This is a genomic window from Nocardiopsis sp. NPDC049922 (assembly GCF_040660275.1).
In the GTDB taxonomy this organism is placed as follows: domain Bacteria; phylum Actinomycetota; class Actinomycetes; order Streptosporangiales; family Streptosporangiaceae; genus Nocardiopsis.
This window is the reverse complement of sequence record NZ_JBFAME010000024.1, coordinates 1-21,489: the sequence shown is the minus strand read 5'-3', so window position 1 is coordinate 21,489 and position 21,489 is coordinate 1. Positions and strand designations below refer to the sequence as shown.

Here is a 21,489-nt window from a genome sequence, read left to right as displayed (position 1 = left end):
TGTTTTCTTCCTCAGGCGGCCGGGACGAGCATCGGCTCGCGGGTGAAGGCGACGGCGGCCTCGCGGGCGTAGCCGGGCAGGTCGGTGTCGCGGTCGCCGAGGTCGGGGCCGACGTCGACGCCGAGGTCGGCCAGGGCGGCGGCGAGCGCGTCGCGCCGGTCCCGGGTGGCGGTGGCGACCGTGTCCCGGATCCGCGCGACGGCGCCGTCCTCGTGCACGGGGCTGGGGCCGGCCGGTGGCGCGTCCGGGTCCAGCGGCCGCGGCCCGTCCGGGACGAGCGTGGTGAAGGCCAGCGCCTCCTCGGAGATGGAGCCGGTGGTGGTGCCGTGGGTGACCGGCGGCGAGGTCAGCTCGATACCGAGGAGCCGGTCGTGCAGGAGCTGGTCGCCGGGGGCGGGCAGGGTGGAGCCGTCCCCGGGGCCGTACAGGGAGGCGGGCACCGCGCCGCGCCTCTCGGCGGGCTCCCAGACGGCCAGGGGTTCGGGGTCGGAGTCCCGTGTCAGGGTCACCCGGTGCACGCTGGTCAGGCCGTCGCGGTCCATGGGGCGGATACGCGGGTTCGGGCCGGAGTAGACGGGTGTGGAGCCGTCGTCGAGGTACAGGTCGTGGACCGGCACGGCCGCATCGGTGCGGAAGGTGAACCCGGCCGCCGAGACCCGCCAGGCGGGGCCCCGGTCGCGGGTCCGCTCGCCGTCGTCGTGCTCGTCGACCATGAGACCGTCGCCCGCGATGACGCGCACGGTGTTCTCCGGCGGCGGGAGCATGGCGCGAAAGCCCGGCCAGTCCACGGCCGGGGGGCCGCCGTCGCGGTCGGCCCCGAAGCCGATGGTGAAGGAGACGAACCAGAGCTTGATCCTGGCCGTGCCGCCGGTGGGCGGCCCCCACACCCTGATGTCGGCGCCGACCTCGACGGTGACGGTGACGCGGACGAACAGGAGCTTGACGCTGGCCTGCACGCCGATGTACACGCCGATGCCGACGTCGAAGTAGAACGGCGTCCACCGGACGAGGGCGTCGAGCCAGGCGTCCAGCCACGCCTTGACCGGTCCGGCGTGGAAGCGGACGGCCAGCAGCCCGCCCGCCATGGCGGCGGCGGAGGTGACGGCGAAGTAGGTCTGGCCGGTGATGCTGACCGTCCCGCCCACGCCCCATTCCAGGCCCAGGCGGGGCACGCGCGGGTAGTGGGCGGGCAGGTTCCTCTCGTACTCCTTGTGGTAGCCGCCGACGGTGAACACGAAGTCGCCCGCGTCGGGGTTGTCGCCGAACCACACCATGAGCGCGCTGCCGCCGGTGACCCTGCAGTCGCGGTCCAGGACGTAGGAGTCGGGGGTCAACTGGGAGCTCATCGACAGCTCACCGGAATCCGGTTTGAGCACCGCGCTCACGGCCAGGTCGATCCCGGCGATCTTCTTCGTCCGTTCGGACGGGAAGGCCATGCCGCCCCGACCGAGCAGGGCCAGGGTGAGGTCGGAGCCGGTCTGGACGACCATCACCGCCTCGCCCTTGAGCAGTTCGAAGCTGGTGAAGGCCAGCCCGGCGGCGATCCACAGCTCGTCCTCGGACGGGGTGATCCAGGGGTCGGCGCCGCCGGTGAGGTTCTTCAGGACGCTGAGCGCGTTCCCGCCCCCGCCGCCGATCGACCCGGGGTCCTTGAGCGCCCTGACGAGTGGGAAGTTCGGGACCCGCGACACGTCGTCGGGGACGCGGATCCGGCTGTTCCACCCCATCCCGGCGGCGATCCCCCGGATCTGGAACGGCGGCGGTCCGATGGCCTTGCGGGACTGGACGGCCCCGTAGGCGAAGAAGGACGGCTCGGTCCCGCTCTCCGGGTGGACGAAGGCCGCGGCGCCGCTGCCGACCAGGGTCTTGGCCCGCACGGACACGGCCCCGCCGAAGAGCGCCTCGTACGGGTACTCGGCGGGCTGGACGGTCAGCGCGCCGGAGACCTTCAGCGGCGTCCTGGTGTAGGAGACGGAGACGATGCCGTCGGAGATCTTCGGTCGGCCGAAGCCGAGCGGGGTGACGGTCCGGGCGGTTCCCCGCCGGGCCGGGCCGCGCGCGGCCGTGTCGACGATGAGGAATCCGTCCCGTCCAGCGACCGCGTGTCGGCGGGCGCGGTTGGCCCGCAGGCGGGCGCGGGAGCGGCGTTCGGGGGCGTCCTCGGGCAGGGGGCGGCCCAGGCCGTCGCGGCGGTGGGGGTCGGTGGCGCGCCGTGCGCGGGCGCGCAGGGGCAGGGTCTCGGGGAGGCCGCCCGGGCCCTCCGGCAGCGCCAGCCAGCTGCCCTCGCCGACCAGGTCGACCAGGGGCGGACGGGGTGCGCCCTCGATCCCGGTCAGGAGGGCGGCGGCCCGGGCCAGGGCGGCGGGGTCGAGGGGGCGGTCGGCGTGCAGGACCTGCCAGTGACCGTCGCCCTCGGCCACGAGGAGGCGGGCGGCGTCGCCGTCCGCGCGCAGCAGGGCCGCCCGTCCCCGGGTTCCGTCGCCGGTGACGACGAGGCCGCCGTCGGGGCCGGGGTGGGCGGTCAGGGCGGTGAACCCGTCGAGCGCGGACTCGGGGAGCGCGGGGGCGTCGGACAGGCCGAGCGCGGAGGCGACGGCGTGCGGTGCCACGGGTTCGGAGAGGTCGGCGGTGAAGGGCTCCGAGGCGTGCGCCGGGGCGGTCAGTGTGAGCCGCCGCGACCGGCCGTCGGCGTCGGTGACGTCCAGGTCGACCGTGTGCCGCTCGGGGCTGTGGCGGGTCAGCGTCCCGGCGGCCACGATGAGGCGGGGCTCGGTGAACCCGGCGCCGACGAGTGTGTCCAGACGCGGGGGGACCTCCTCGTCCGTGAGGTCGACGGCCACCTCCGCGCCGGTGACGTGGTCGTGCTCGGCGGTGAAGGCCACGTGGACGTGCCTGCCGCCGGCCGTGCCGGTGACGGTGAGGTGGTCGGGGTCGGCGTGGGCGTCGTCGATCCGCAGGTCGGGGTCGGGGAGGACGGCGGTGAGGCGTTGGGGCAGTCCGTCGAGTTCGAAGGCGGCTCGGGGCAGGTCCACGTGGCCGCTGGAGTCGTCGAGCAGGGCGCGCAGTTCTCTGACGGCGATGGACATGGCACCTCACGAGGGCTCGGGTGTGTACACGTGGAGCCGATCGGGGCACGGCGGGGGACGTCCCCCACGTGGGCGCGCCCCGGCGACATCAGGGTGTTCCCCGTCCGTCACTTTGAGCAACCCAGTTCAGATCGAAGAATCAGGTGACCCATGGCGCACGGCAGCTCATGTGATGCGGTTCGTGACGCTTTGCAGGTCCGGTCCTCGGGGTCTGCACGCGATTTCTGTCAGGCACCACGCTGCTTGGGGATCGACCGGAACGGAGCGGCGTGTGATCGGACAGCGGGCCTCGTGGTGGTGCGAGTGGACTACGGGCGGTCGACGCGGCGCACCCGCCGCGTCTGCTTGACCTTCCCATCGGTGTGAACGTCGATGATGCCGTGCTGCGGACGGGGCCGCGTGCACAGCGGCGGTGGCGCCACCTCCGGCAGCGGGTAACCGAGCCGCGAACTCGGTGACGCCGACGGTCTGACCGTGAAACACGATCTCCGTACTCGGGGGCGTGGTGGATCAGCCCTCGGGGTCAGCGGAAGACCACGGTGCCGTGGCCGTTGAGCAGGACACGGTGCTGGCAGTGCCAGCGCACCGCCCGGGACAGCGCGAGCGCCTCGGCGTCGCGCCCCGCCGTCGCCAGCGCGCGCGGGTCGTAGGAGTGGTCCACGCGCAGCACCTCCTGCTCGATGATCGGCCCCTCGTCGAGGTCGGCCGTCACGTAGTGCGCGGTCGCTCCGACGTACTTCACACCGCGGTCGTAGGCCCGGTGGTACGGCCTCGCCCCCTTGAAGCCGGGCAGGAACGAGTGGTGGATGTTGATCACGCGCCCCTCGAGCTTGGCGCACAGGTCGTCGGAGAGCACCTGCATGTACCGCGCGAGCACCACGAGGTCGGCGCGGTACTCCTCGACGAGCTCCAGCAGGCGCGCCTCAGCGGCGGGCTTGGTCCGCGCGGTCACCGGCACGGGCACGAAGTCCAGGCCCACCGCCTCGGCCATCGGCCGCAGGTCCTCGTGGTTGGACACCACCCCGACGATCTCCCCGTCGAGGCTGCCCGCACGCCAGCGGAACAGCAGGTCGTTCAGGCAGTGACCCGCCTTCGACACCATCACCAGGACGCGCGGCCTCCGCTCGTCCCACAGCTGGAACTCCATGGCGAACTCCCGCGCCACGGGGGCGAACTCGCGCCGGAGGTCGTCGACACCGCGCTCCGATGTCGAGCACGAGAACGATGTCCGTAGGAACAGCTGGTCGCGGACGTTGTCGTCGAACTGCTGGTGCTCGACGATGTCGCAGCCCCGGTCGACCAGGAACTCGGTCACCGCGTGCACGATGCCCGTCCGTTCCGGGCACCGGAGGGTGAGGATGAAGTTGCGCGCCACGGATGTCCTCCTCGGTGTGCGGGGGCGGGGGTTCTCGGCGCCCGGGCCACGACGGCGCCGGTCAGCATTCGACGACGTTGAGCGCGAGCCCGCCACGAGCGGTCTCCTTGTACTTGTCCTTCATGTCGGCGCCGGTCTCCCGCATGGTCTTGATGGCCTTGTCCAGACTCACGTGGTGTGCGCCGTCGCCGCGTACCGACATCCGCGCGGCGGTGATGGCCTTGACGGCGGCGATCGCGTTGCGCTCGATGCACGGAATCTGCACCAGGCCGCCCACCGGGTCACAGGTGAGACCGAGGTTGTGCTCGATCCCGATCTCTGCGGCGTTCTCCACCTGGGCGGGCGTGCCGCCGAGCACCTCGGCCAGACCGGCGGCCGCCATGGAGCAGGCGGAGCCGACCTCGCCCTGGCATCCGACCTCCGCGCCGGAGATCGAGGCGTTCCGTTTGAAGAGCATGCCGACCGCGCCCGCGGTGAGCAGGAACCGCACGATCCCGTCCTCGTCCGAGCCGGGCACGAAACGGTCGTAGTAGTGCAGGACCGCCGGGATGATCCCGGCCGCGCCGTTGGTCGGGGCGGTCACGATCCGTCCGCCCGCCGCGTTCTCCTCGTTGACCGCGAGGGCGAACATCGTGACCCATTCCATGGCGCGCAGCGGATCCGCGCTCTCCCCCGTGGATTCCAGGCCCTCCCGCAGCGCCGCGGCGCGCCGCCGGACCCTCAGCCCGCCGGGCAGCACGCCGCGCGTCGCGGAGCCCCGTTCGACGCACTCCCGCATCACCGCCCAGATCTCCAGCAACCCGTCCCTGGTGTCCCGCTCCGGGCGGCGGGCCCGCTCGTTGGCGAGCATCAGCGAACTGAGGGACAGCCCGGTCCGGTCGGCGTGCGCCAGCAGTTCCCCAGCGGTGGAGAACGGGTGGTCCACCCGCGTGGCGTCCTCGGCGAGGACCTTCGCCCCGGCGGCGTCCTCATCCACGACGAAGCCGCCGCCGACCGAGTAGTACGTCCGGGCCGCGACCACGGCGCCCGCCCGGTCGAAGGCCCGGAACACCATGCCGTTGCTGTGGAAGTCGAGCCGCCGGTTCCGGTGCAGCACGACGTCGTCGTCGACGGAGAACCCGATCACGTGGCCGCCCGCCAGTTCCAACTTCCCGGTCACCGCCACGTCCTCCACCATGGGCTGCGCCGCGACCGGGTCGACCGTGTCCGGCGCGTGGCCGGCGAGCCCCAGCACCACGGCCCTGACGCTGCCGTGCCCGTGACCGGTCGCACCGAGCGACCCGAACAGCTCCACGCGCACCGACGCGGTCCGCGACGACGTCCCCTCAGTCCGCAGCGCGTCCACGAACGTCCGCGCCGCGCGCATCGGACCGACGGTGTGCGAGCTCGACGGTCCGATGCCGACCTTGAACAGGTCGAACACGCTGAGGCTCATGACTGCGCCGCCCGGTATTCGACGCAGGCGTCGCTCAACCACGCGGCGAGGTACTCGGCGAAGGAGGACCTGACCAGCACGGTGAAGGCGCCGGACGCGGCGTCGGCGACCTGCAGGATGATCCCGGTCCTGGCGAGCAGGGTCTGCACGCAGGTCCCCGTCGGCGCCGTCGACGGGTGCAGGTCGACGGCGCAGCCGTGGGCGAGGACGTCCCGGACGTGCGGCCCCGACAGCGCCACCGCCGTGCGCTGAGCCGAGGTGTCCACGATCGCGCCCCGGGCGGACCCGAGAGCCGAGCGCAGCGCGTCCTCGATCGGAACCCCCTGATCCGGCCGCGCCACCACGAGGAACTCGTCCGGGCCCAGCCACAGCACCTCGAAGTCGCCGAAGCGGCCGCTTCCCCGGGTGAACGTGCACGGTTCGGCCGGGAACGCGACGCCCAGCGCCTCGCCCATCCCGGCTACGGCGTCCGGGTCCGAGACCCGCACCGTGAGCTGGGTGAGGAACGGCCGCTCCACCGCCGTCAGCGCGGGTGCGAGGGCGGCGAGTCGGTCCGCCCACGCGGCCAGCGGACTGGTCCGGGAGTCGATGTCAGCCGTCACGACGGGCTCCTTCCTGGTCGTAGAGCACGGACTCGGTCACGGTGACCGGCACGAGGTCGTCCCCGACGGGGACGTGGAGCGTCTGGCCGACGCGTTCGCGGCCGGAGCGCACCAGCGCGAGCGCGAACGTCCGGCCCAGTGCGGCGCTGCGGTAGCTGGAGGTGACGTGGCCGAGCATCCGCACCGGGGGCTGGGGCAGTTGGTCGGCGTCCACGACCTGCGCGCCCTCCGGCAGCCGGACGTCCGGGTCGACCGGTAGCAGCCCGACGAGCTCCTTGCGGTCCGACCGGTTGTTCTCCGCCCTGGCGAAGGACCGCCTGCCGATGAAGTCGGCCTTCTTCCTCGACACGGCCCATGACATGCCCAGGTCCTGGGGGGTGACCGTGGCGTCGGTCTCCTGCCCGACGATCGGGTAGCCCTTCTCGGCGCGCAGCACGTGCATGGTCTCGGTGCCGTACGGCGTGATCCCGTACGGCTCGCCCGTGGCCATGAGCGCCTCCCAGACGGCGAGGCCGTGCCAGGCGGTCACGTTGATCTCGTAGGCCAGCTCTCCGGAGAAGCTGATCCGGCACACCCGGGCGGGGATGCCCGCTCCCACGTCGAGCACGGTGTCCCGCCACGTCATGAACTCGAAGGCCTCGTTGCTCACGTCCAGGTCGGGGGCTATCTCGGCGAGCACGTCCCGCGACCGCGGCCCCACCAGCGGGATCGTGGCCCACTGCTCGGTGACCGAGGCGGCGTACACGTCGAGGTACGGCCACTCGGTCTGCAGCCACTCCTCCATCCAGTCCAGGACCATCGCGGCGTTGCCGGTCGTCGTGGTCACCAGGAACCGGTCCTCGGCCAGCCGGATGACGGTGCCGTCGTCGATGACCATGCCGTCGACGCCGCACATCACCCCGTAGCGGATCCTGCCGACCCTCAGACCGCTCATCTTGTTCGTGTAGAGCATGTCGAGGAACCGCCCGGCGTCGCTCCCCTGGACGTCGATCTTGCCCAGCGTCGAGGCGTCCATGAGGGCGACGCCCTCGCGCGCCGAGCGGCATTCCCGCAGGACGGCGGTGTCCATGTCCTCACCCGGCCGCGGGAAGTACCAGGGCCGCTTCCACTGCCCCACGTCCTCGAACAGGGCGCCCCGCGCGACGTGCCAGGGATGGATCGCGGTCACGCGCGCCGGGTCGTGCAGCTCACCGCGGTCCCGTCCGGCCAGCGCGGCGAAGGACACCGGGGTGTACGGCGGCCGGTACGTGGTGGGCCGCTGCTCGGAGAGTTCGACCCCCAGGGCTTCGGCGACCAGCCCCGCGGCGATCATCCCGGACGTCTTGCCCTGGTCGTGCGCGGTGCCGATGGTCGTGTACCGCTTGACGTGCTCAAGCGAGCGCAGCCCCGCGCCGGTGGCGCGCAGCACGTCGGACACCGTGGCGTCGCGCTGGAGGTCGACGAAGCGGGTGTCCGGAGCGTCTTGCGGGGGCTCTCCCGGAACGCGCCAGAGCACCAGGCCGGGCCCTTCGTCGGTCCGCGCGCCCGACACCGGGAGTTCGACCTCGCCCGCCGCCGTGAACCCCGCCGCCAGCGCTGCCGCGCGCCCGGCGTCGCGCCCCTGGACCAGGCACGCGGTGAGATCCAGCGCACCCGTCGCCGAACCCGCGACCCGAACCGTCGGCGGCTCCTCGCCCGGAACGAACGCGCCGAGCGCGGGGGCGTAACGGAGCGCGCCGCGCGCCTGGCTGTACAGGTGCACGACGGGGTTCCAGCCACCGGAGACCAGCAGGGAGTCGCAACCGACGGTGTCGGGGCTCCCGTCGGCACCGGGCAGCGGGGCGATGCGGGCGTCGGTGATCCGGGCCGCGCCCTCGGTTCCGGTGACGACGTGTCCGGCACGCACCTCGATCCCGCGTGCGTAGCACCGCGCGGCGAGGGAACTGGGCGCGGTGGGCCTGGCGTCGACGACCATCGCGACGTCCAGACCGGCCCTGGCGAGGTCGATCGCCGCGCGGTAGGCGCTGTCGTTGGTGGTGAAGACGACGACGCGCGCGCCGGGCAGGACGCCGTAGCGGTGGAGATAGGTGCGCGCCGAGCCGGCGAGCATGATCCCGGGCCTGTCGTTGTCCGCGAAGACGATCGGACGCTCGTGGGCGCCGGTGGCGAGCACGGTCTGCCCGGCCCTGATCCGCCAGACGCGCTGGCGGGCCGCGTCGGCGGGCGCGGCGAACCCGAGGTGGTCGGTGCGGCGCTGCAGGGCGAGGACGAACCCGTCCTGGTAGACGCCGAACGCGGTGGTGCGCTCCAGGACCAGCACGCCGGGGGTCCTGCGCAGTTCGGCCGTGACGTCGGCGACCCACTCCGCCGCCGGTCGCTCGTCGAGGTACTCCCTGGTGCCGAGCAGCGCTCCCCCGGTCCGGCTCTGCTCGTCGACCACGACGACCCGGGCGCCGCCGCGGGCCGCGGTGAGCGCCGCGACCAGACCCGCGGGCCCCGCGCCGACGACGAGGACGTCGCAGTGCACGTGCTTGGCGTCGTAGCGGGCCGGGTCGGGCTCGGACGCGAGTCCGCCCAGTCCGGGCAGGCCGTGCGCCACGAGTCCGTCGTACAGTTCGACGGAGGTCGCGGTCAGCATCGGCTCCGGGAACGGCTGCTCGATCTGTACCAGCGACGTCGGGTCCTCCGAGCCCGCCGCCACGATGCCGCGCGGTCGCCCGTACCTGATGCTGGTGCCGATCTCGTGCACGCCGTTGGCCAGCAGCGCGGACGCCAGGGTGTCTCCGGGGTGCCCGGTCATCGACCGGCCGTTGAAGGTGAACCGCAGGGCGGTGTCCCTGTCGACGAGGCCGCCGGTGGGCAGTCGGAAGGTCGCGCTCACGAGACCACCTCGTCCCTCTCGCCGAGATCGGGCATCGGCTCACCGATGCGGTAGACGGCCAGCAGGTCGTGGGTCCTGGTGTCGCGGACGGCGTTGAACCACCGGCGGCAGCCCGCGCTGTGGCTCCAGCGTTCGGCGAACGGGCCGCTGGGGTTGTCGCGGAAGAACACGTACCGCGCCCACTCCTCGTCGGTCAGGGCGGCCGGGTCCTCCGGGTAGGCCACGTGCGCCTGGCCGCCGTAGTGGAACTCGGTCTCCTCGCGCGGCCCGCACCACGGGCAGGGGATGAGTTGCATGCCTGGCTCCTTGTCCTTCAGTGCGCGACGGCGGCGGCGCCGTGTTCGTCGACGAGGGCTCCGGTGGTGAACCGTTCGAGGGTGAACGGCTCGTTGAAGGCGTGCGGTTTGTCGTGGGCGATGGTGTACGCGAAGCAGTCGCCGACGCCGGGGGTGGCCTTGAACCCGCCGGTGCCCCAGCCGCAGTTGAGGTAGAGGCCCTCGACGGGGGTGAGGCCGACGATCGGGGAGGCGTCCGGGCTCACGTCGACGATGCCCGCCCAGGTCCGCAGCAGGTGCGCCCGGGCGAAGATCGGGAACAGCTCCAGCGCGGCGGACATCTGCCGTTCGATGATGTGGAACGACCCCCGTTGGCCGTAGCCGTTGTAGCTGTCGATTCCGGCGCCCATCACCAGTTCGCCCTTGTGCGCCTGGGACACGTAGACGTGCACCGCGTTGGACATCACCACGGTGGGGTGCACGGGTTCGAGCAGTTCCGAGACCAGCGCCTGCAAGGGGTGCGACGCGAGCGGGAGCCGGATCCCGGCCATCGCCGCGAGGACCGAGCTGTGGCCCGCCGCGCACAGTCCGACGCGGCCCGCGGCGATGGTGCCGCGGGTGGTCTCCACGCCGGTGACCCGGCCGCCGACCGTCTCGATCCCGGTGACCTCGCAGTTCTGGATGAGGTCGACGCCCATCTCGTGCGCGGCGCGCGCGTAGCCCCAGGCCACGTAGTCGTGCTTGGCGATCCCGGCGCGCGGCTGGTAGGTCGCCCCCAGCACGGGGTAGCGCACGTCCTCCGAGATGTTGACGATCGGGCAGACCTCCTTGACGCCCTGCGGGTCGAGCCACTCGGCGTCGATGCCGTTGAGCCGGTTGGCGTTGACCCGCCGCACGCTGTCGCGCACGTCCTGGAGGCTGTGCGCGAGGTTGAGCACCCCGCGCTGGTCGAACAGGATCGGGTAGCCCAGGTCCTCCTCCAGGCCCTCCCAGAGCTTCAGGGAGTGCTCGTAGATGCCCGAGCTCTCGTCCCACAGGTAGTTGGAGCGGATGATCGTGGTGTTGCGGGCCATGTTGCCGCCCGCCAGCCACCCCTTCTCCAGCACCGCCACGTTCGTGATGCCGTGCACCTTGGCGAGGTAGTACGCGGTGGCCAGGCCGTGTCCGCCGCCGCCGACGATCACGACGTCGTAGAAGGCCCTGGGGCCCAGGTCGTCCCAGAGGAAGTCGGGGTGGTCGGGCAGGTGTGCGCCGGGCGGCTGGGCGGGGGGCACGGGGTGGGTCATCGCGATGCCTCCAGCGGAAGGGGGGACGCCATCTGATCAACTACTGATATATCAATCTTCGTAGTACCGTAGGTCACATGGGAACTCAGGTCAAGCACCAATCTTCGGGAGCGTCACTGGCGGATCGGGCCTACACCGAGATCCGCGACCGCCTGGTGATGCTGGAGATCCAGCCGGGCGACCCGATCGTCGAGGACCGGCTCAGCGCCGAACTCGACATGGGACGCACGCCGATCCGCGAGGCGCTGAAACGCCTCGAAAGGGACCGCATGGTCGTCGCCTATCCGCGCCGTGGCACCTTCGCCACCGATGTGCACATCTCCGATCTGGCGCACATCTCGGAGGTGCGGCGCACCCTGGAGCCGCTCGCCGCCTCGACCGCGGCGGAGCGCTCGACGCCCGCCGACCGGGCCGAGCTCACCGCGCTGCGGTCGCGGATCGAGAGTGACCACGGGCAGGACAACGCCGAACTGCTCCGGACCGACGTCGCCGTGCACCGGGCGATCTACCGATGCACGTACAACCCCTTCCTCGAGGACACGCTGATCACCTACGACAACCTGGCCACCCGGATCTGGTGCGTCTTCATCCCCCGCATGTCCGGCGTGGCCGATCACGTCGACCAGCACGTCCCGCTGCTGAGCGCCGTCATCGAGGGCGAGTCGGACACGGCGGCGGAGCTCGCGCTCACGCACGTCACCGGGTTCGAGGAGGCCGTCCGCGCCCTGATCTGACGCTGTCCTCGCCTTGGCCCTCCGCTGCGCTTCGGCCCGTGGTCAGGTGCCCCGAAGGCAGGGATTCTTCGTCCTCGTCTTCGCCTGACGCTCGTTCCTCGCTCGCGGCTCGACTCGTCCTGCGGCACCCTGCCGTCGCCCGAACGGTGATCCCCCGGGGGCACCCGCTCCGAGAGGCGAAACCTAGTCGGCGTCGGCAGGGGCCTCCAACCGCACCACGACCGCCTTCGACACCGGCGTGTTGGACCTCTCCGCCACCGCGCCCAGCGGCACCAGCGGGTTCGCCTCCGGATAGTAGGCGGCGGCGCACCCGACGGCCGTCGGATAGGACACGATCCGGAACCGGCGGGCGCGGCGCTCCTCGACGCCGCCGCGCGGATCGTGCCACTCCGAGACCAGGTCGACCAGGTCCCCGTCGGCGAAGCCGAGCGCGGCGATGTCGGCGTCGTTGACCAGCACCACGCGGCGCGCGTCCTCGATGCCCCGGTAGCGGTCGGACAAACCGTAGATCGTGGTGTTGTACTGGTCGTGGCTGCGCAGCGTCTGCAGGAGCAGTCTGCCCTCGGGGACCTCGATCGGTTCGGGGACGTTGACCGTGAAGTTCGCCCGCCCGGTCTCCGTCGGGAAGGTGCGGGAGTCGCGGGGCGGATGCGGCATCACGAACCCGTCCGGCTCCCGCACCCGCCGGTTGTAGTCCTCACAGCCCGGCACCACCCGCGCGATGTGGTCGCGGACGACGTCGTAGTCGCTCTCGAACGCCTCCCACCGCACCGGATGGTCCGCGCCGAGCAGCCTGCGGGCGAGACGGCTGACGATCGCCACCTCGGACAGCAGGTGCTCACCCGCGGGACGGAGCCTGCCCCGGGATGCGTGCACCACCGACATCGAGTCCTCGACGGTGACGAACTGCTCCCCCGACTCCTGGACGTCCCGTTCGGTGCGCCCCAGAGTGGGCAGGATCAGCGCGGTCTCCCCTGGAACGAGGTGCGAGCGGTTGAGCTTCGTCGAGACGTGCACCGTCAGCGCGCAGCCGCGCAGCGCCCGCTCGGTGGCCTCGGTGTCCGGTGTGGCGGCGGCGAAGTTCCCGCCCATGGCGATCAGCGCCCTGATCCTCCCGTCGTGCATGCCGTGCAGCACCTCGACGGTGTCCATGCCGTGCCCACGCGGCACCGTGACCCCGAATTCGCGTTCCAGCGCGCCCAGGAACGACTCGGGCATCTTCTCGTAGATGCCCATGGTCCGGTCACCCTGCACGTTGGAGTGCCCGCGCACCGGGCACAGCCCGGCCCCGGGCTTGCCGATCATCCCCCGCAGCAGCATCAGGTTGACGACCTCCTGAATGGTCGCCACGCCCTGCTTCTGCTGGGTCAGGCCCATCGCCCAGCAGACCACGGTGCGCTCGGAGTCGATGAGCATGCGCGCGATCCGTTCGATCTGCCGCCGGTCGAGCCCGGTCGCGCGTTCGGTCGCCGTCCAGTCGATGTGCCTGGCCTGGTCGAAGAACTCCGCGAAGCCGTGGGTGTGCGAGGCGACGAACGCGCGGTCCAGCACCGTGCCCGGCACCGCGTCGTCGGCCCGCACCAGCAGTCCGGTCAGGGCACGGAGCAGCGCGAGATCGCCGCCGATGCGGATCTGCGCGAACTCGTCCGCCAGCACGGTGCCCCGACCCACGATCCCGCTCAGCTTCTGCGGGTTCCTGAACCGGTACAGCCCGGCTTCCGGCAGCGGGTTGACCGCCACGATCCGGCCGCCCCGCCGCTTCACCCTCTCCAGCGACCCCAGCATGCGCGGGTGGTTGGTGCCCGGGTTCTGGCCGAGCACCAGCACCAGGTCCGCGTGTTCCAGGTCGGCCAACGAGACCGAGCCTGTACCGATCCCGATCGTGTCCTTCAGCGCCACCCCCGACGACTCGTGGCACATGTTCGAGCAGTCGGGCAGGTTGTTGGTGCCGAAGCACCGCACCATCAGCTGGTACGCGAACGCCGCCTCGTTGCTGGTCCGACCCGAGGTGTAGAACGCCGCCTCGTCCGGGGAGCCGAGGGAGGCCAGGTTCTCGGCGATGACGTCGAACGCCGCGTCCCAGCCGATCGGCCGGTAGTGGCCGTCGCCGCGGCGCAGGATCATCGGCCGCGTCAGCCTGCCCTGTCGTCCGAGCCAGTAGTCGGTGCGCTCGGCGAGCTCGTCGATCGAGTAGCGGGCGAAGAAGTCGGGACCGATCCGGCGGGTCGTGGCCTCCTCCGCGACCGCTTTCGCCCCGTTCTCGCAGAACTCCGCGGGCTTGCGCCGGTCGCCGTCCTCCGCGCGCGGGTCCGGCCACGCGCAGCCGGGGCAGTCGAACCCCGCCCGCTGGTTGATCAGCGGCAGCGTCCGCACGGTCCGGCCGACGCCCATCTGTTCCCGGCTGCGCTGGAGTGAGACGAGAACACCGGTGAGCCCGGCCGCGGCGTGGCCGGGCTCACCGACGCGCAGCGCGTCCTCGTCGATGTCCTTCTCAGAAGCGCGCTTCTCCATGTGTCAGACCTTGTCCTTGACGGCGTCGGCGTCCCCGTCCCGGGAGGTCACCTGACCGTCGGGGGAGGCCTCCGCCTCGATCAGACTCTGCGAGACCTGTTCGGTGAACTCGTCGCCCTCGAGCAGGTGCTGCGAGACCTGTTCGGTGAACTCGTCACCTTCGAGCAGGCTCTGGGAGACCTGTTCGGTGAGCTCCTCGCGCTCCATCCTGCGTTGGGCCCGGATCTGGCGGTGGCGTTCCTCGGCGAGCTGCTTCCACGTCGCGACGCACATGACCAGCATGACGACGCTGAACGGCAGGGCGATGAGGATGGCGCCGACCTGGAGGGCGCCCAGGCCACCCGCGAGCAGCAGTGCGACGGCCACCAGTCCCTCGGCCGTCGCCCAGAACACCCGGCTCCAGACCGGGGTCTCGGGGCTGCCACCGGAGGCCAGCATGTCGACCACGAGCGAACCGGAGTCCGACGAGGTCACGAAGAACAGCACGATCAGGACGACCCCGCCCGCGACCAGGACGGTTCCCCCCGGCAGGTCGCCGAGCAACCCGAAGAGAGCGGCCTCGGTGTCGACGGACCCGTCCGCGGCGACGCCTCCCCCGGAGCCGAACAGCTCGCGGTACAGGGCGCTGCCGCCGAACACGGTGAGCCACAGGAAGGTGACCGCCGTCGGCACCAGCAGGACACCGGCGACGAACTCCCGCACGGTCCGGCCGCGCGAGATGCGCGCGATGAACACGCCGACGAACGGCGCCCAGGACATCCACCAGCCCCAGTAGAAGGTCGTCCACCAGCCCTGCCACTGGGCGCCGTCCGCGCCTTCCAACGCCGTGGTGTCGAAGCTCAGCTGAAGCAGGTTCTGGAAGTAGAGCCCGATCGACTGCACGAACTCCCGGAAGATGAACAGCGTCGGACCCATGACCAGCACGATGACCATCAACAGGGCGGCGAGCCCCATGTTGATCTGGGAGAGCCACTTGACTCCCCGCTTCACGCCGGTGGTCACCGAGAAGATCGCCAGGGCGGTGATCGCGCCGATCAGGATGATGTACGTCCAGTTGCCCGGGTCGCTGACGACACCGAGCACGTCGAGCCCGGAGGCGATCTGGAGGACGCCGAGGCCGAGCGAGGTGGCCACCCCGAACAGCGTCCCGACAACGGCGATGACGTCGATCAGGTCGCCTGCCCAGCCGTTCACCCGCTCCTTGCCCAGCACCGGCTCCAACGCCCAGCGGATCGACACCGGGCGTTTCCTGCGGTGGATCGCGTACGCGATGGCCAGGCCGACGACCACATAGATCGCCCACGGGTGCAGGCCCCAGTGCAGGAACGTCTGCACCAGCGCCTGCTGGGCGACGTCCTGCTCCGTGCCCTCGACGCCCGGCTTCGGGCTGGCGAAGTGGTTCAGCGGCTCCGCGACCCCCCAGAACACCAGTCCGATGCCCATGCCCGCGGCGAACAGCATCGAGAACCACGTGCTCAGCCTGAACTCGGGCTCCTCGTCGTCGGGCCCGAGCTTGATGTCACCGAACCGGCCGAGGCCCATCCGGATCGAGAACACCACGAACGCGCACACGATCAGGACGTAGTACCACCCGAACGTGCCGATCACGGTGTCCTGAAGGGCGGTGACCGTCGCGGACACGGCGTCGGTGAAGAACACCGTGACCGCGACGAACGCGGTCACCAGAATCACTGAGGGCCAGAAGACCCTGGGGGCAGTGATCATCTCTACTTGTCACCATCCTCGTTGGGGGAGAGTGCGTTGTGCACCCATTCATGAAACTCGCCGATATGGTGCTCGGAGGGGACGAGGACGCCGCCCTCGGCGTAGGCCCGGGACGACATCGCGGGCTGGCAGCGCTCGCAGGCGTCGAAGTCCTGCTGGTTGACCCGGTGGAACAGCTCGACGGAGCGTGACACGTCGCGGCCGGACGCCACGACGTCCTTGCTGTACAGCCAGTCGCACTCCACGAGGGTGCGATCGGCGGACAGTGGGAACATCCGGTGCAGGATCACATGGTCGGGCACCAGGTTGACGAAGACCTGGGGACGGACGGTGATCGCGTAGTACCTGCGGTCCTGGTCGGAGTCCACCCCGGTCAGCCGGTCGAATCCCTCGCTGCCGTCCACCGTGAATCCGGAGACCTCCTCACCGAAGGCCGCGCCGTGCCCGACGAAGTACTGGGCGGCGTAGCCGTCGGCGAACTCGGGCAGCACCTCGGTGAGCTCGGGGTGGATGGTCGCGCAGTGGTAGCACTCCATGAAGTTCTCGATGATGAGCTTCCAGTTGGCCCTGACGTCGTAGGTGATGCGACGCCCGAGCTCGAGTTCGTCGATCTCGTAGTTGTCGATGGCCTCCAGCGAGCCCAGCCGCCCCGTGACGTCGGCCTGCACCGTGTCGGCGAAGGGGGGTGGATCCTGGGCGAGGCACAGCCACGCGTAGCCCAGCCACTCGCGCAGGTGGACCGGCTTGAGGCCGTACTCGGTGCGATCGATGTCCGGCATCGAGGTGAGGTTGGGGGCGGCGACCAGGGTCCCGTCGAGCCCGTAGGTCCAGGCGTGGTAGGGGCACTGGAAGTTCCGCTTGACGGTCCCCGACTCCTCCACGCAGAGCCTGGCGCCCCGGTGCCGGCAGATGTTCAGGAAGGCGCGCAGAGCGCCGTCGCGGGACCGGGTGACGATCACGCTCTCCCGCCCGACCTGGACCGTCCTGAAGTCACCGGGCTTGGGCAGGTCCGCGCCGCGTACCGCGCAGAACCACATCCGCTCGAAGATCTTCTCCTGTTCGAGGGCGAAGACCTCCGGGTCGGTGTAGGTGTGCCCGGGCAGGGTCGGGATCAGGCTCTCGGGCAGTTCGGAACCGCCGGTGGCCGGAGGGGCGACGAGGTTCTCGGTCAATGCTGTCTCCGTTCCGTGCTGCACGGTCGCGGACGGGGCGCCGTGGGTCGAAGGAGGTCGGGGACGCTCGGGTGCTGTGGCCGGGGTCCGGGAGCACCGCGTCCGGTTCACGAGCGGATACGGGTCATGTCGGGGTCGAAGAGCGGTTCGGCCGCGACCACCGCGCGGACGCGCGCACCGAAGTACTCGATCTCGACGGCGGCGCCGGGCCGGGAGACGTGCGCGGGCAGCCACGCGTAGGCGATGTTCTTGCCGATGGTGTAGCCGCGCGCGGCGCTGGTGACGTAGCCGACCGGCGCTCCGCCGGCGTAGACCGGCTCGGAGCCCATGACGACCTGGTGGGGATCGTCGATGGTCAGGCAGGTGAGCCTGCGCGTGACGGTGTCCGCGGAGCGGCCCTTCAGGACGTTCTTGCCGTGGAAGTAGCCCTTGTCCATGCGCACCGCGAAGCCGAGTCCGGCCTCGTACGGGTCGTGTTCGGTGGTCATGTCCGCGCCCCAGGACCGGTAGCCCTTCTCCAGCCGCATGCTGGTGAAGGCGCTGCGGCCCGCGGCGATGACGCCGTGGTCCTGTCCTGCCTCCCAGAGGGTGTCCCACAGTCGGCGGCCCAGGTCGGCGGTGGTGTAGAGCTCCCAGCCCAGCTCACCGACGTAGGACAGGCGCATCGCGGTCACGGGGACGTCCCCGATGAAGGCCCGCTTCGCCTTGAAGTAGCCCAGCGCCTTGCGCGAGAAGTCCTCGCGGGTCAGCGGTTGGAGGAGCTCGCGCGCGGCGGGGCCCCACAGCCCGATGCAGCAGGTGCCCGCGGTGATGTCGCGGACCTGCACGCGTCCGTTGGGTGGAAGGTGCCTGCGCAGCCAGTCGAGGTCGATCGGGCCGTTGGCGCCCACCTGGAAGCGGTCCTCGGCGAGCCGGGCCACGGTGAGGTCGCTGCGGATCCCGCCGTCCTCGTTGAGCATGAGGGTGTAGACGACCGATCCCGGCTTGCGGTCGAGCTGGTTGGTCGTCATCGTCTGGAGGAACGTCAGCGCCTCGGGGCCGGTGACCTCGATCCGCTTCAGGGGGGTCATGTCGAACATCGCCACCCGCTTGCGCGCGACCAACGCCTCGGCGCCCGCGATCGGCGACCAGAACCGTGCGGCCCAGTCGTTGCGCTCGGGGATCTCCTCGACCTCGGGCAGGTTCGCGTTGGCCTCGTACCAGTGCGGCCGCTCCCAGCCGCCCCCTTCGAGGAACACCGCGCCGAGTTCGGCCTGCCGCTCGTGGAACGGGCTGGTCCGCAGCGGGCGCGGCCGTTCGGCGGGCTGCAACGGGTGCAGCACGTCGTAGACCTCGTCGAACGCCTGGCAGCTGCGCAGGTGGACGTACTCCGGTCCCCGCTCGACCTCCTCGAACCGGTTGAGGTCGCAACCGTGCAGGTCGACGGTTGGCTGGCCGTCCACGAGCCACTCCGCCATCGCCTTGGCCACGCCCGCGGAGTGCGTGATCCAGACCGCCTCGGCCACCCAGAACCCCCGGAGGTCGGGGTGCTCGCCGAGCAGGGGGTTGCCGTCCGGGGTGAAGGAGAACAGCCCGTTGATCCCCTCGTCGACCTCGGCGTCGGCCAGGCACGGCAGCAGGTCGACGGAGTCCGCCCAGGACGCCTCGAAGTCGTCCGGAGTGAACGGTGTCTCCGACGGCATGGTCGGCGCGTCACCGGGGTCGAGGATGTCGTCCGCGGAGATCGGCATCGGGCGGTGCTCGTAGGCGCCGATACCGAGGCGGTCGACGTGCTCGCGGAAGTAGAGTCCGGCCTCCTGGTGCCGCAGCAGCGGCTTGGACATCTCACGCAGCTCGTCGTTGACTCCCTTGAGGACCGGCAGGGGCGAGGTCTTGGCGTACTGGTGCGCCATCGGGACCAGGGGGATGTCGAGGTCGACCATGCGGCCGATCCGCGGGCCCCACATGCCGACGCAGGAGACGACGATGTCGGCGGCGAAGGTGTCGTGCTCGGTCACGACGGCGCGGACCCGTCCGCCGCGGCGTTCGACACCGGTGACCTTGTGGTGTGCGAGAAAGCGCGCACCGCGGTCCATCGCCCGGCGGGCCTGGGCCTCGGCGGCGCGCACCGGCTTGGCCAGACCGTCGCCGGGGATGTGGAAACCGCCGAGGACCTTGGCGGGGTCGAGCAGCGGGTGCAGCTCGGCGCACTCGCCGGGGTCGCGCAGGTAGCTCTCCACGCCCCACGACGTGGCCCAGCCGTGCCTGCGCTTCAGGTCGGCCCAGCGCTCCGGGGTGGTCGCCACCTCGAGACCGCCGAGCTGCTGGAAGCACCACCTGTCGTCGAGCGTCAGCGCGGTGTACTTCTCGACGGTGTACTTGGCGAACTCCGTCATGGTCTTGCACCCGACGGTCTGGAACACCAGGCCGGGCGCGTGTGAGCTGGATCCGCCGGTGGCGAACAGCGGCCCCTGTTCGAGCACGGTGACGTTGGTCCACCCCCGCGCGGTCAGCTCGTCGGCCAGTGCGCAGCCGACGATGCCCGCTCCGATGAGCACGACGCGTGGTTGGGTCGGCATGGAGGTCCTCCTGATCGTGTGGTCGGAGCGCGTCAGAACCCGCGCTGGATCCAGTCGTCGAGGTGCGGCGCTTCGGTGCCGATGGTCGTGGTGGGGCCGTGTCCGGTGTGGACGACGGTGTCGGCGGGGAGGGTCAGCAGGGTGTCCCGGATCGACGCGATGATGGTCGGGAAGGAGGAGTACGAGCGACCCGTGGCGCCCGGTCCTCCCGAGAACAGCGTGTCGCCGGAGAAGACGGCGCCCAGATCGGGGGCGTACAGCGAGACCGACCCCCACGTGTGGCCGGGCGTGGCGAGTACCCGCAGCGTGGTCGCGGCCACCGTGACGGTTCCCCCGTGGGCCAACCAGGCGTCGGGGTCGCGGTCCGGGTGGACGGCCCGCCAGAGGGGCTCGTCGTCGGGATGGATCAGGATCGGCCCACCGGACTCGTCCGCCACCTTCGCGGCGGCGTTGACGTGATCGTTGTGCGCGTGGGTGCAGACCACCGCGGCGACGGCGCGACCGCCGATCGCCTCCAGCACCGCGGCGGCGTCGTGCGCGGGGTCGATGACGACGGTCTCCTCGTCATCGCCGACCAGCCACACGTTGTTGGACACCTCCCAGGCGCCCCCGTCGAGGTTGAAGGTCCCGAATGTCTCGAGGTGTTCGATCCGCGCGCTCACAGGACCACCACCGATCGCAGGACGCGCCCCTCGTGCATGTCCCTGAAGGCGCGTTCGACGTCGCCGATGCCGATCGTCTCGGTGACGAAGGCGCCCAGGTCGAGCCGACCCTGGAGGTACAGGTCGATGAGCACGGGGAAGTCGCGGCTCGGCAGGCAGTCGCCGTACCAGGACGACTTCACCGCTCCGCCGCGGCCGAACACGTCCAGGAGGGGGAGGTCGACGGTCATGTCCGGGGTGGGGACGCCGACCAGCACCGCCGTCCCGGCCAGGTCGCGGGCGTAGAACGCCTGGCGGAAGGTCTCCGGCCTGCCGACCGCGTCGATCACGACGTCCGCCCCGTGACCGCCGGTCAACTCCCGGATCGACTCGATCACGTCCTGGGCGGCGGCGTCCACCGTATGGGTCGCACCCAGCCGTTCGGCCCAGTCGAGCTTTTGCTGATCCAGGTCGACGGCGATGATCGTGCCCGCGCCCGCCAGTCGGGCCCCCGCGATGGCCGCGTCACCGACGCCGCCGCAGCCGAGGACGGCGACGCTGTCCCCGCGCCCGACCGCCCCGGTGTTGATCGCGGCGCCGACGCCCGCCATGACGCCGCAGCCGAGCAGTCCCGCCACTTCCGGCGGCGCCTTCGGGTCGACCTTGGTGCACTGGCCGCTGTGGACGAGGGTCTTCTCGGCGAAGGCCCCGATGCCCAGCGCGGGGCTCAGCGGGGTGCCGTCCTCCAGTGTCATCGGCTGTGCGGCGTTGTGGGTGTCGAAGCAGTACCAGGGCCGTCCGCGTCGGCACGCCCGGCACACGCCGCAGACGGCACGCCAGTTGAGGACGACGAAGTCCCCGGGCTCCAGGTCGGTGACACCGTCCCCGACCGCCTCCACCGTCCCGGCGGCCTCGTGGCCGAGCAGGAACGGGAACTCGTCGCTGATGCCGCCTTCCCGGTAGTGCAGGTCGGTGTGGCAGACCCCGCAGGCCTGGATCTTCACCAGGGCTTCACCGGGGCCGGGGTCGGGAACGAGGATCGTCTCCACCGAGACCTCGGCTCCGGGCCCCGCGGCGACCACACCCTTGACTGCGTGTACCACTGATCTTCTCCCTGTCGTGTCGGGGTTCGTCACAGGTTGGGGTAGAGCGGGTGCTTGTCGGCCAGCGCCCGCACCCGGCCGCGCAGGGCCTGGGCGTCGAACTCCGGCTTGAGCGCCTCGGCGATG

The 21,489-nt window shown here is 71.3% G+C and carries 14 protein-coding genes; 1 reads left to right on the top strand and 13 read right to left on the bottom strand.

From position 1 onward, the window contains the following. Positions 1-11: 11 nt before the first annotated feature. From AB0I72_RS26355 to AB0I72_RS26325, 7 genes are all read right to left on the bottom strand, one after another. A complete protein-coding gene (locus AB0I72_RS26355) occupies positions 12-3,086 on the bottom strand; it encodes a DUF6603 domain-containing protein (protein WP_358573316.1) in 3,075 nt (1,024 codons plus the stop codon). Positions 3,087-3,609: 523 nt separating this feature from the next. After that, complete coding sequence (gene purU, locus AB0I72_RS26350) at positions 3,610-4,461, bottom strand: formyltetrahydrofolate deformylase (protein WP_358573314.1); 852 nt, start codon at positions 4,459-4,461, stop codon at positions 3,610-3,612. A 61-nt stretch (positions 4,462-4,522) separates the two neighbouring features. Continuing rightward, entirely contained in the window at positions 4,523-5,896 is a 1,374-nt protein-coding gene (locus AB0I72_RS26345; protein WP_358573312.1) for an L-serine ammonia-lyase, read from the bottom strand. After that, a complete protein-coding gene (locus AB0I72_RS26340; protein WP_358573310.1) occupies positions 5,893-6,498 on the bottom strand; it encodes a sarcosine oxidase subunit gamma family protein in 606 nt (201 codons plus the stop codon). Before AB0I72_RS26340 ends, AB0I72_RS26345 begins: the two co-directional genes overlap by 4 nt. After that, positions 6,488-9,358: a 2Fe-2S iron-sulfur cluster-binding protein gene (locus tag AB0I72_RS26335; protein WP_358573308.1), complete on the bottom strand. Its 2,871-nt coding sequence runs from the start codon at positions 9,356-9,358 to the stop codon at positions 6,488-6,490. Before AB0I72_RS26335 ends, AB0I72_RS26340 begins: the two co-directional genes overlap by 11 nt. Next, positions 9,355-9,654: a sarcosine oxidase subunit delta gene (locus tag AB0I72_RS26330; RefSeq protein WP_358573306.1), complete on the bottom strand. Its 300-nt coding sequence runs from the start codon at positions 9,652-9,654 to the stop codon at positions 9,355-9,357. Before AB0I72_RS26330 ends, AB0I72_RS26335 begins: the two co-directional genes overlap by 4 nt. 17 nt (positions 9,655-9,671) lie before the next feature. Further along, positions 9,672-10,919: a sarcosine oxidase subunit beta family protein gene (locus tag AB0I72_RS26325; protein WP_358573304.1), complete on the bottom strand. Its 1,248-nt coding sequence runs from the start codon at positions 10,917-10,919 to the stop codon at positions 9,672-9,674. Between the two features lie 77 nt (positions 10,920-10,996). On the opposite strand from AB0I72_RS26325, the gene AB0I72_RS26320 reads away from it, so the two are divergent. After that, entirely contained in the window at positions 10,997-11,653 is a 657-nt protein-coding gene (locus tag AB0I72_RS26320; RefSeq protein ID WP_358573302.1) for a GntR family transcriptional regulator, read from the top strand. A 183-nt stretch (positions 11,654-11,836) separates the two neighbouring features. On the opposite strand, the gene AB0I72_RS26315 is transcribed toward AB0I72_RS26320, so the two are convergent. The 6 genes from AB0I72_RS26315 to AB0I72_RS26290 all read right to left on the bottom strand — a co-directional run bounded on the left by AB0I72_RS26315 (position 11,837) and on the right by AB0I72_RS26290 (position 21,363). Further along, the gene (locus tag AB0I72_RS26315) at positions 11,837-14,164 is read right to left on the bottom strand and encodes an FdhF/YdeP family oxidoreductase (protein WP_358573300.1); all 2,328 of its coding nucleotides are present in this window, start codon (positions 14,162-14,164) and stop codon (positions 11,837-11,839) included. A gap of 3 nt (positions 14,165-14,167) precedes the next feature. Further along, on the bottom strand, positions 14,168-15,889 hold the full coding sequence (locus tag AB0I72_RS26310; protein ID WP_358573298.1) for a BCCT family transporter: 1,722 nt from the start codon (positions 15,887-15,889) through the stop codon (positions 14,168-14,170). A gap of 2 nt (positions 15,890-15,891) precedes the next feature. Next, on the bottom strand, positions 15,892-17,061 hold the full coding sequence (locus AB0I72_RS26305) for an aromatic ring-hydroxylating dioxygenase subunit alpha (RefSeq protein WP_358573296.1): 1,170 nt from the start codon (positions 17,059-17,061) through the stop codon (positions 15,892-15,894). A gap of 107 nt (positions 17,062-17,168) precedes the next feature. Further along, the gene (locus tag AB0I72_RS26300) at positions 17,169-19,619 is read right to left on the bottom strand and encodes an FAD-dependent oxidoreductase (RefSeq protein WP_358573294.1); all 2,451 of its coding nucleotides are present in this window, start codon (positions 19,617-19,619) and stop codon (positions 17,169-17,171) included. A gap of 32 nt (positions 19,620-19,651) precedes the next feature. Continuing rightward, positions 19,652-20,281, bottom strand: a complete 630-nt coding sequence (locus tag AB0I72_RS26295) for an MBL fold metallo-hydrolase (RefSeq protein WP_358573292.1) — start codon at positions 20,279-20,281, stop codon at positions 19,652-19,654. After that, positions 20,278-21,363: an S-(hydroxymethyl)mycothiol dehydrogenase gene (locus tag AB0I72_RS26290; RefSeq protein WP_358573290.1), complete on the bottom strand. Its 1,086-nt coding sequence runs from the start codon at positions 21,361-21,363 to the stop codon at positions 20,278-20,280. Before AB0I72_RS26290 ends, AB0I72_RS26295 begins: the two co-directional genes overlap by 4 nt. Positions 21,364-21,489: the final 126 nt, after the last annotated feature.

Coding starts and splice junctions, on each gene's coding strand:
- AB0I72_RS26355 (WP_358573316.1), bottom strand. CDS start 3,086: ATGTCCATCGCCGTCAGAGAACTGCGCGCCCTGCTCGACGACTCCAGC.
- AB0I72_RS26345 (WP_358573312.1), bottom strand. CDS start 5,896: ATGAGCCTCAGCGTGTTCGACCTGTTCAAGGTCGGCATCGGACCGTCG.
- AB0I72_RS26330 (WP_358573306.1), bottom strand. CDS start 9,654: ATGCAACTCATCCCCTGCCCGTGGTGCGGGCCGCGCGAGGAGACCGAG.
- AB0I72_RS26325 (WP_358573304.1), bottom strand. CDS start 10,919: ATGACCCACCCCGTGCCCCCCGCCCAGCCGCCCGGCGCACACCTGCCC.
- AB0I72_RS26320 (WP_358573302.1), top strand. CDS start 10,997: ATGGGAACTCAGGTCAAGCACCAATCTTCGGGAGCGTCACTGGCGGAT.
- AB0I72_RS26315 (WP_358573300.1), bottom strand. CDS start 14,164: ATGGAGAAGCGCGCTTCTGAGAAGGACATCGACGAGGACGCGCTGCGC.
- AB0I72_RS26310 (WP_358573298.1), bottom strand. CDS start 15,889: ATGATCACTGCCCCCAGGGTCTTCTGGCCCTCAGTGATTCTGGTGACC.
- AB0I72_RS26300 (WP_358573294.1), bottom strand. CDS start 19,619: ATGCCGACCCAACCACGCGTCGTGCTCATCGGAGCGGGCATCGTCGGC.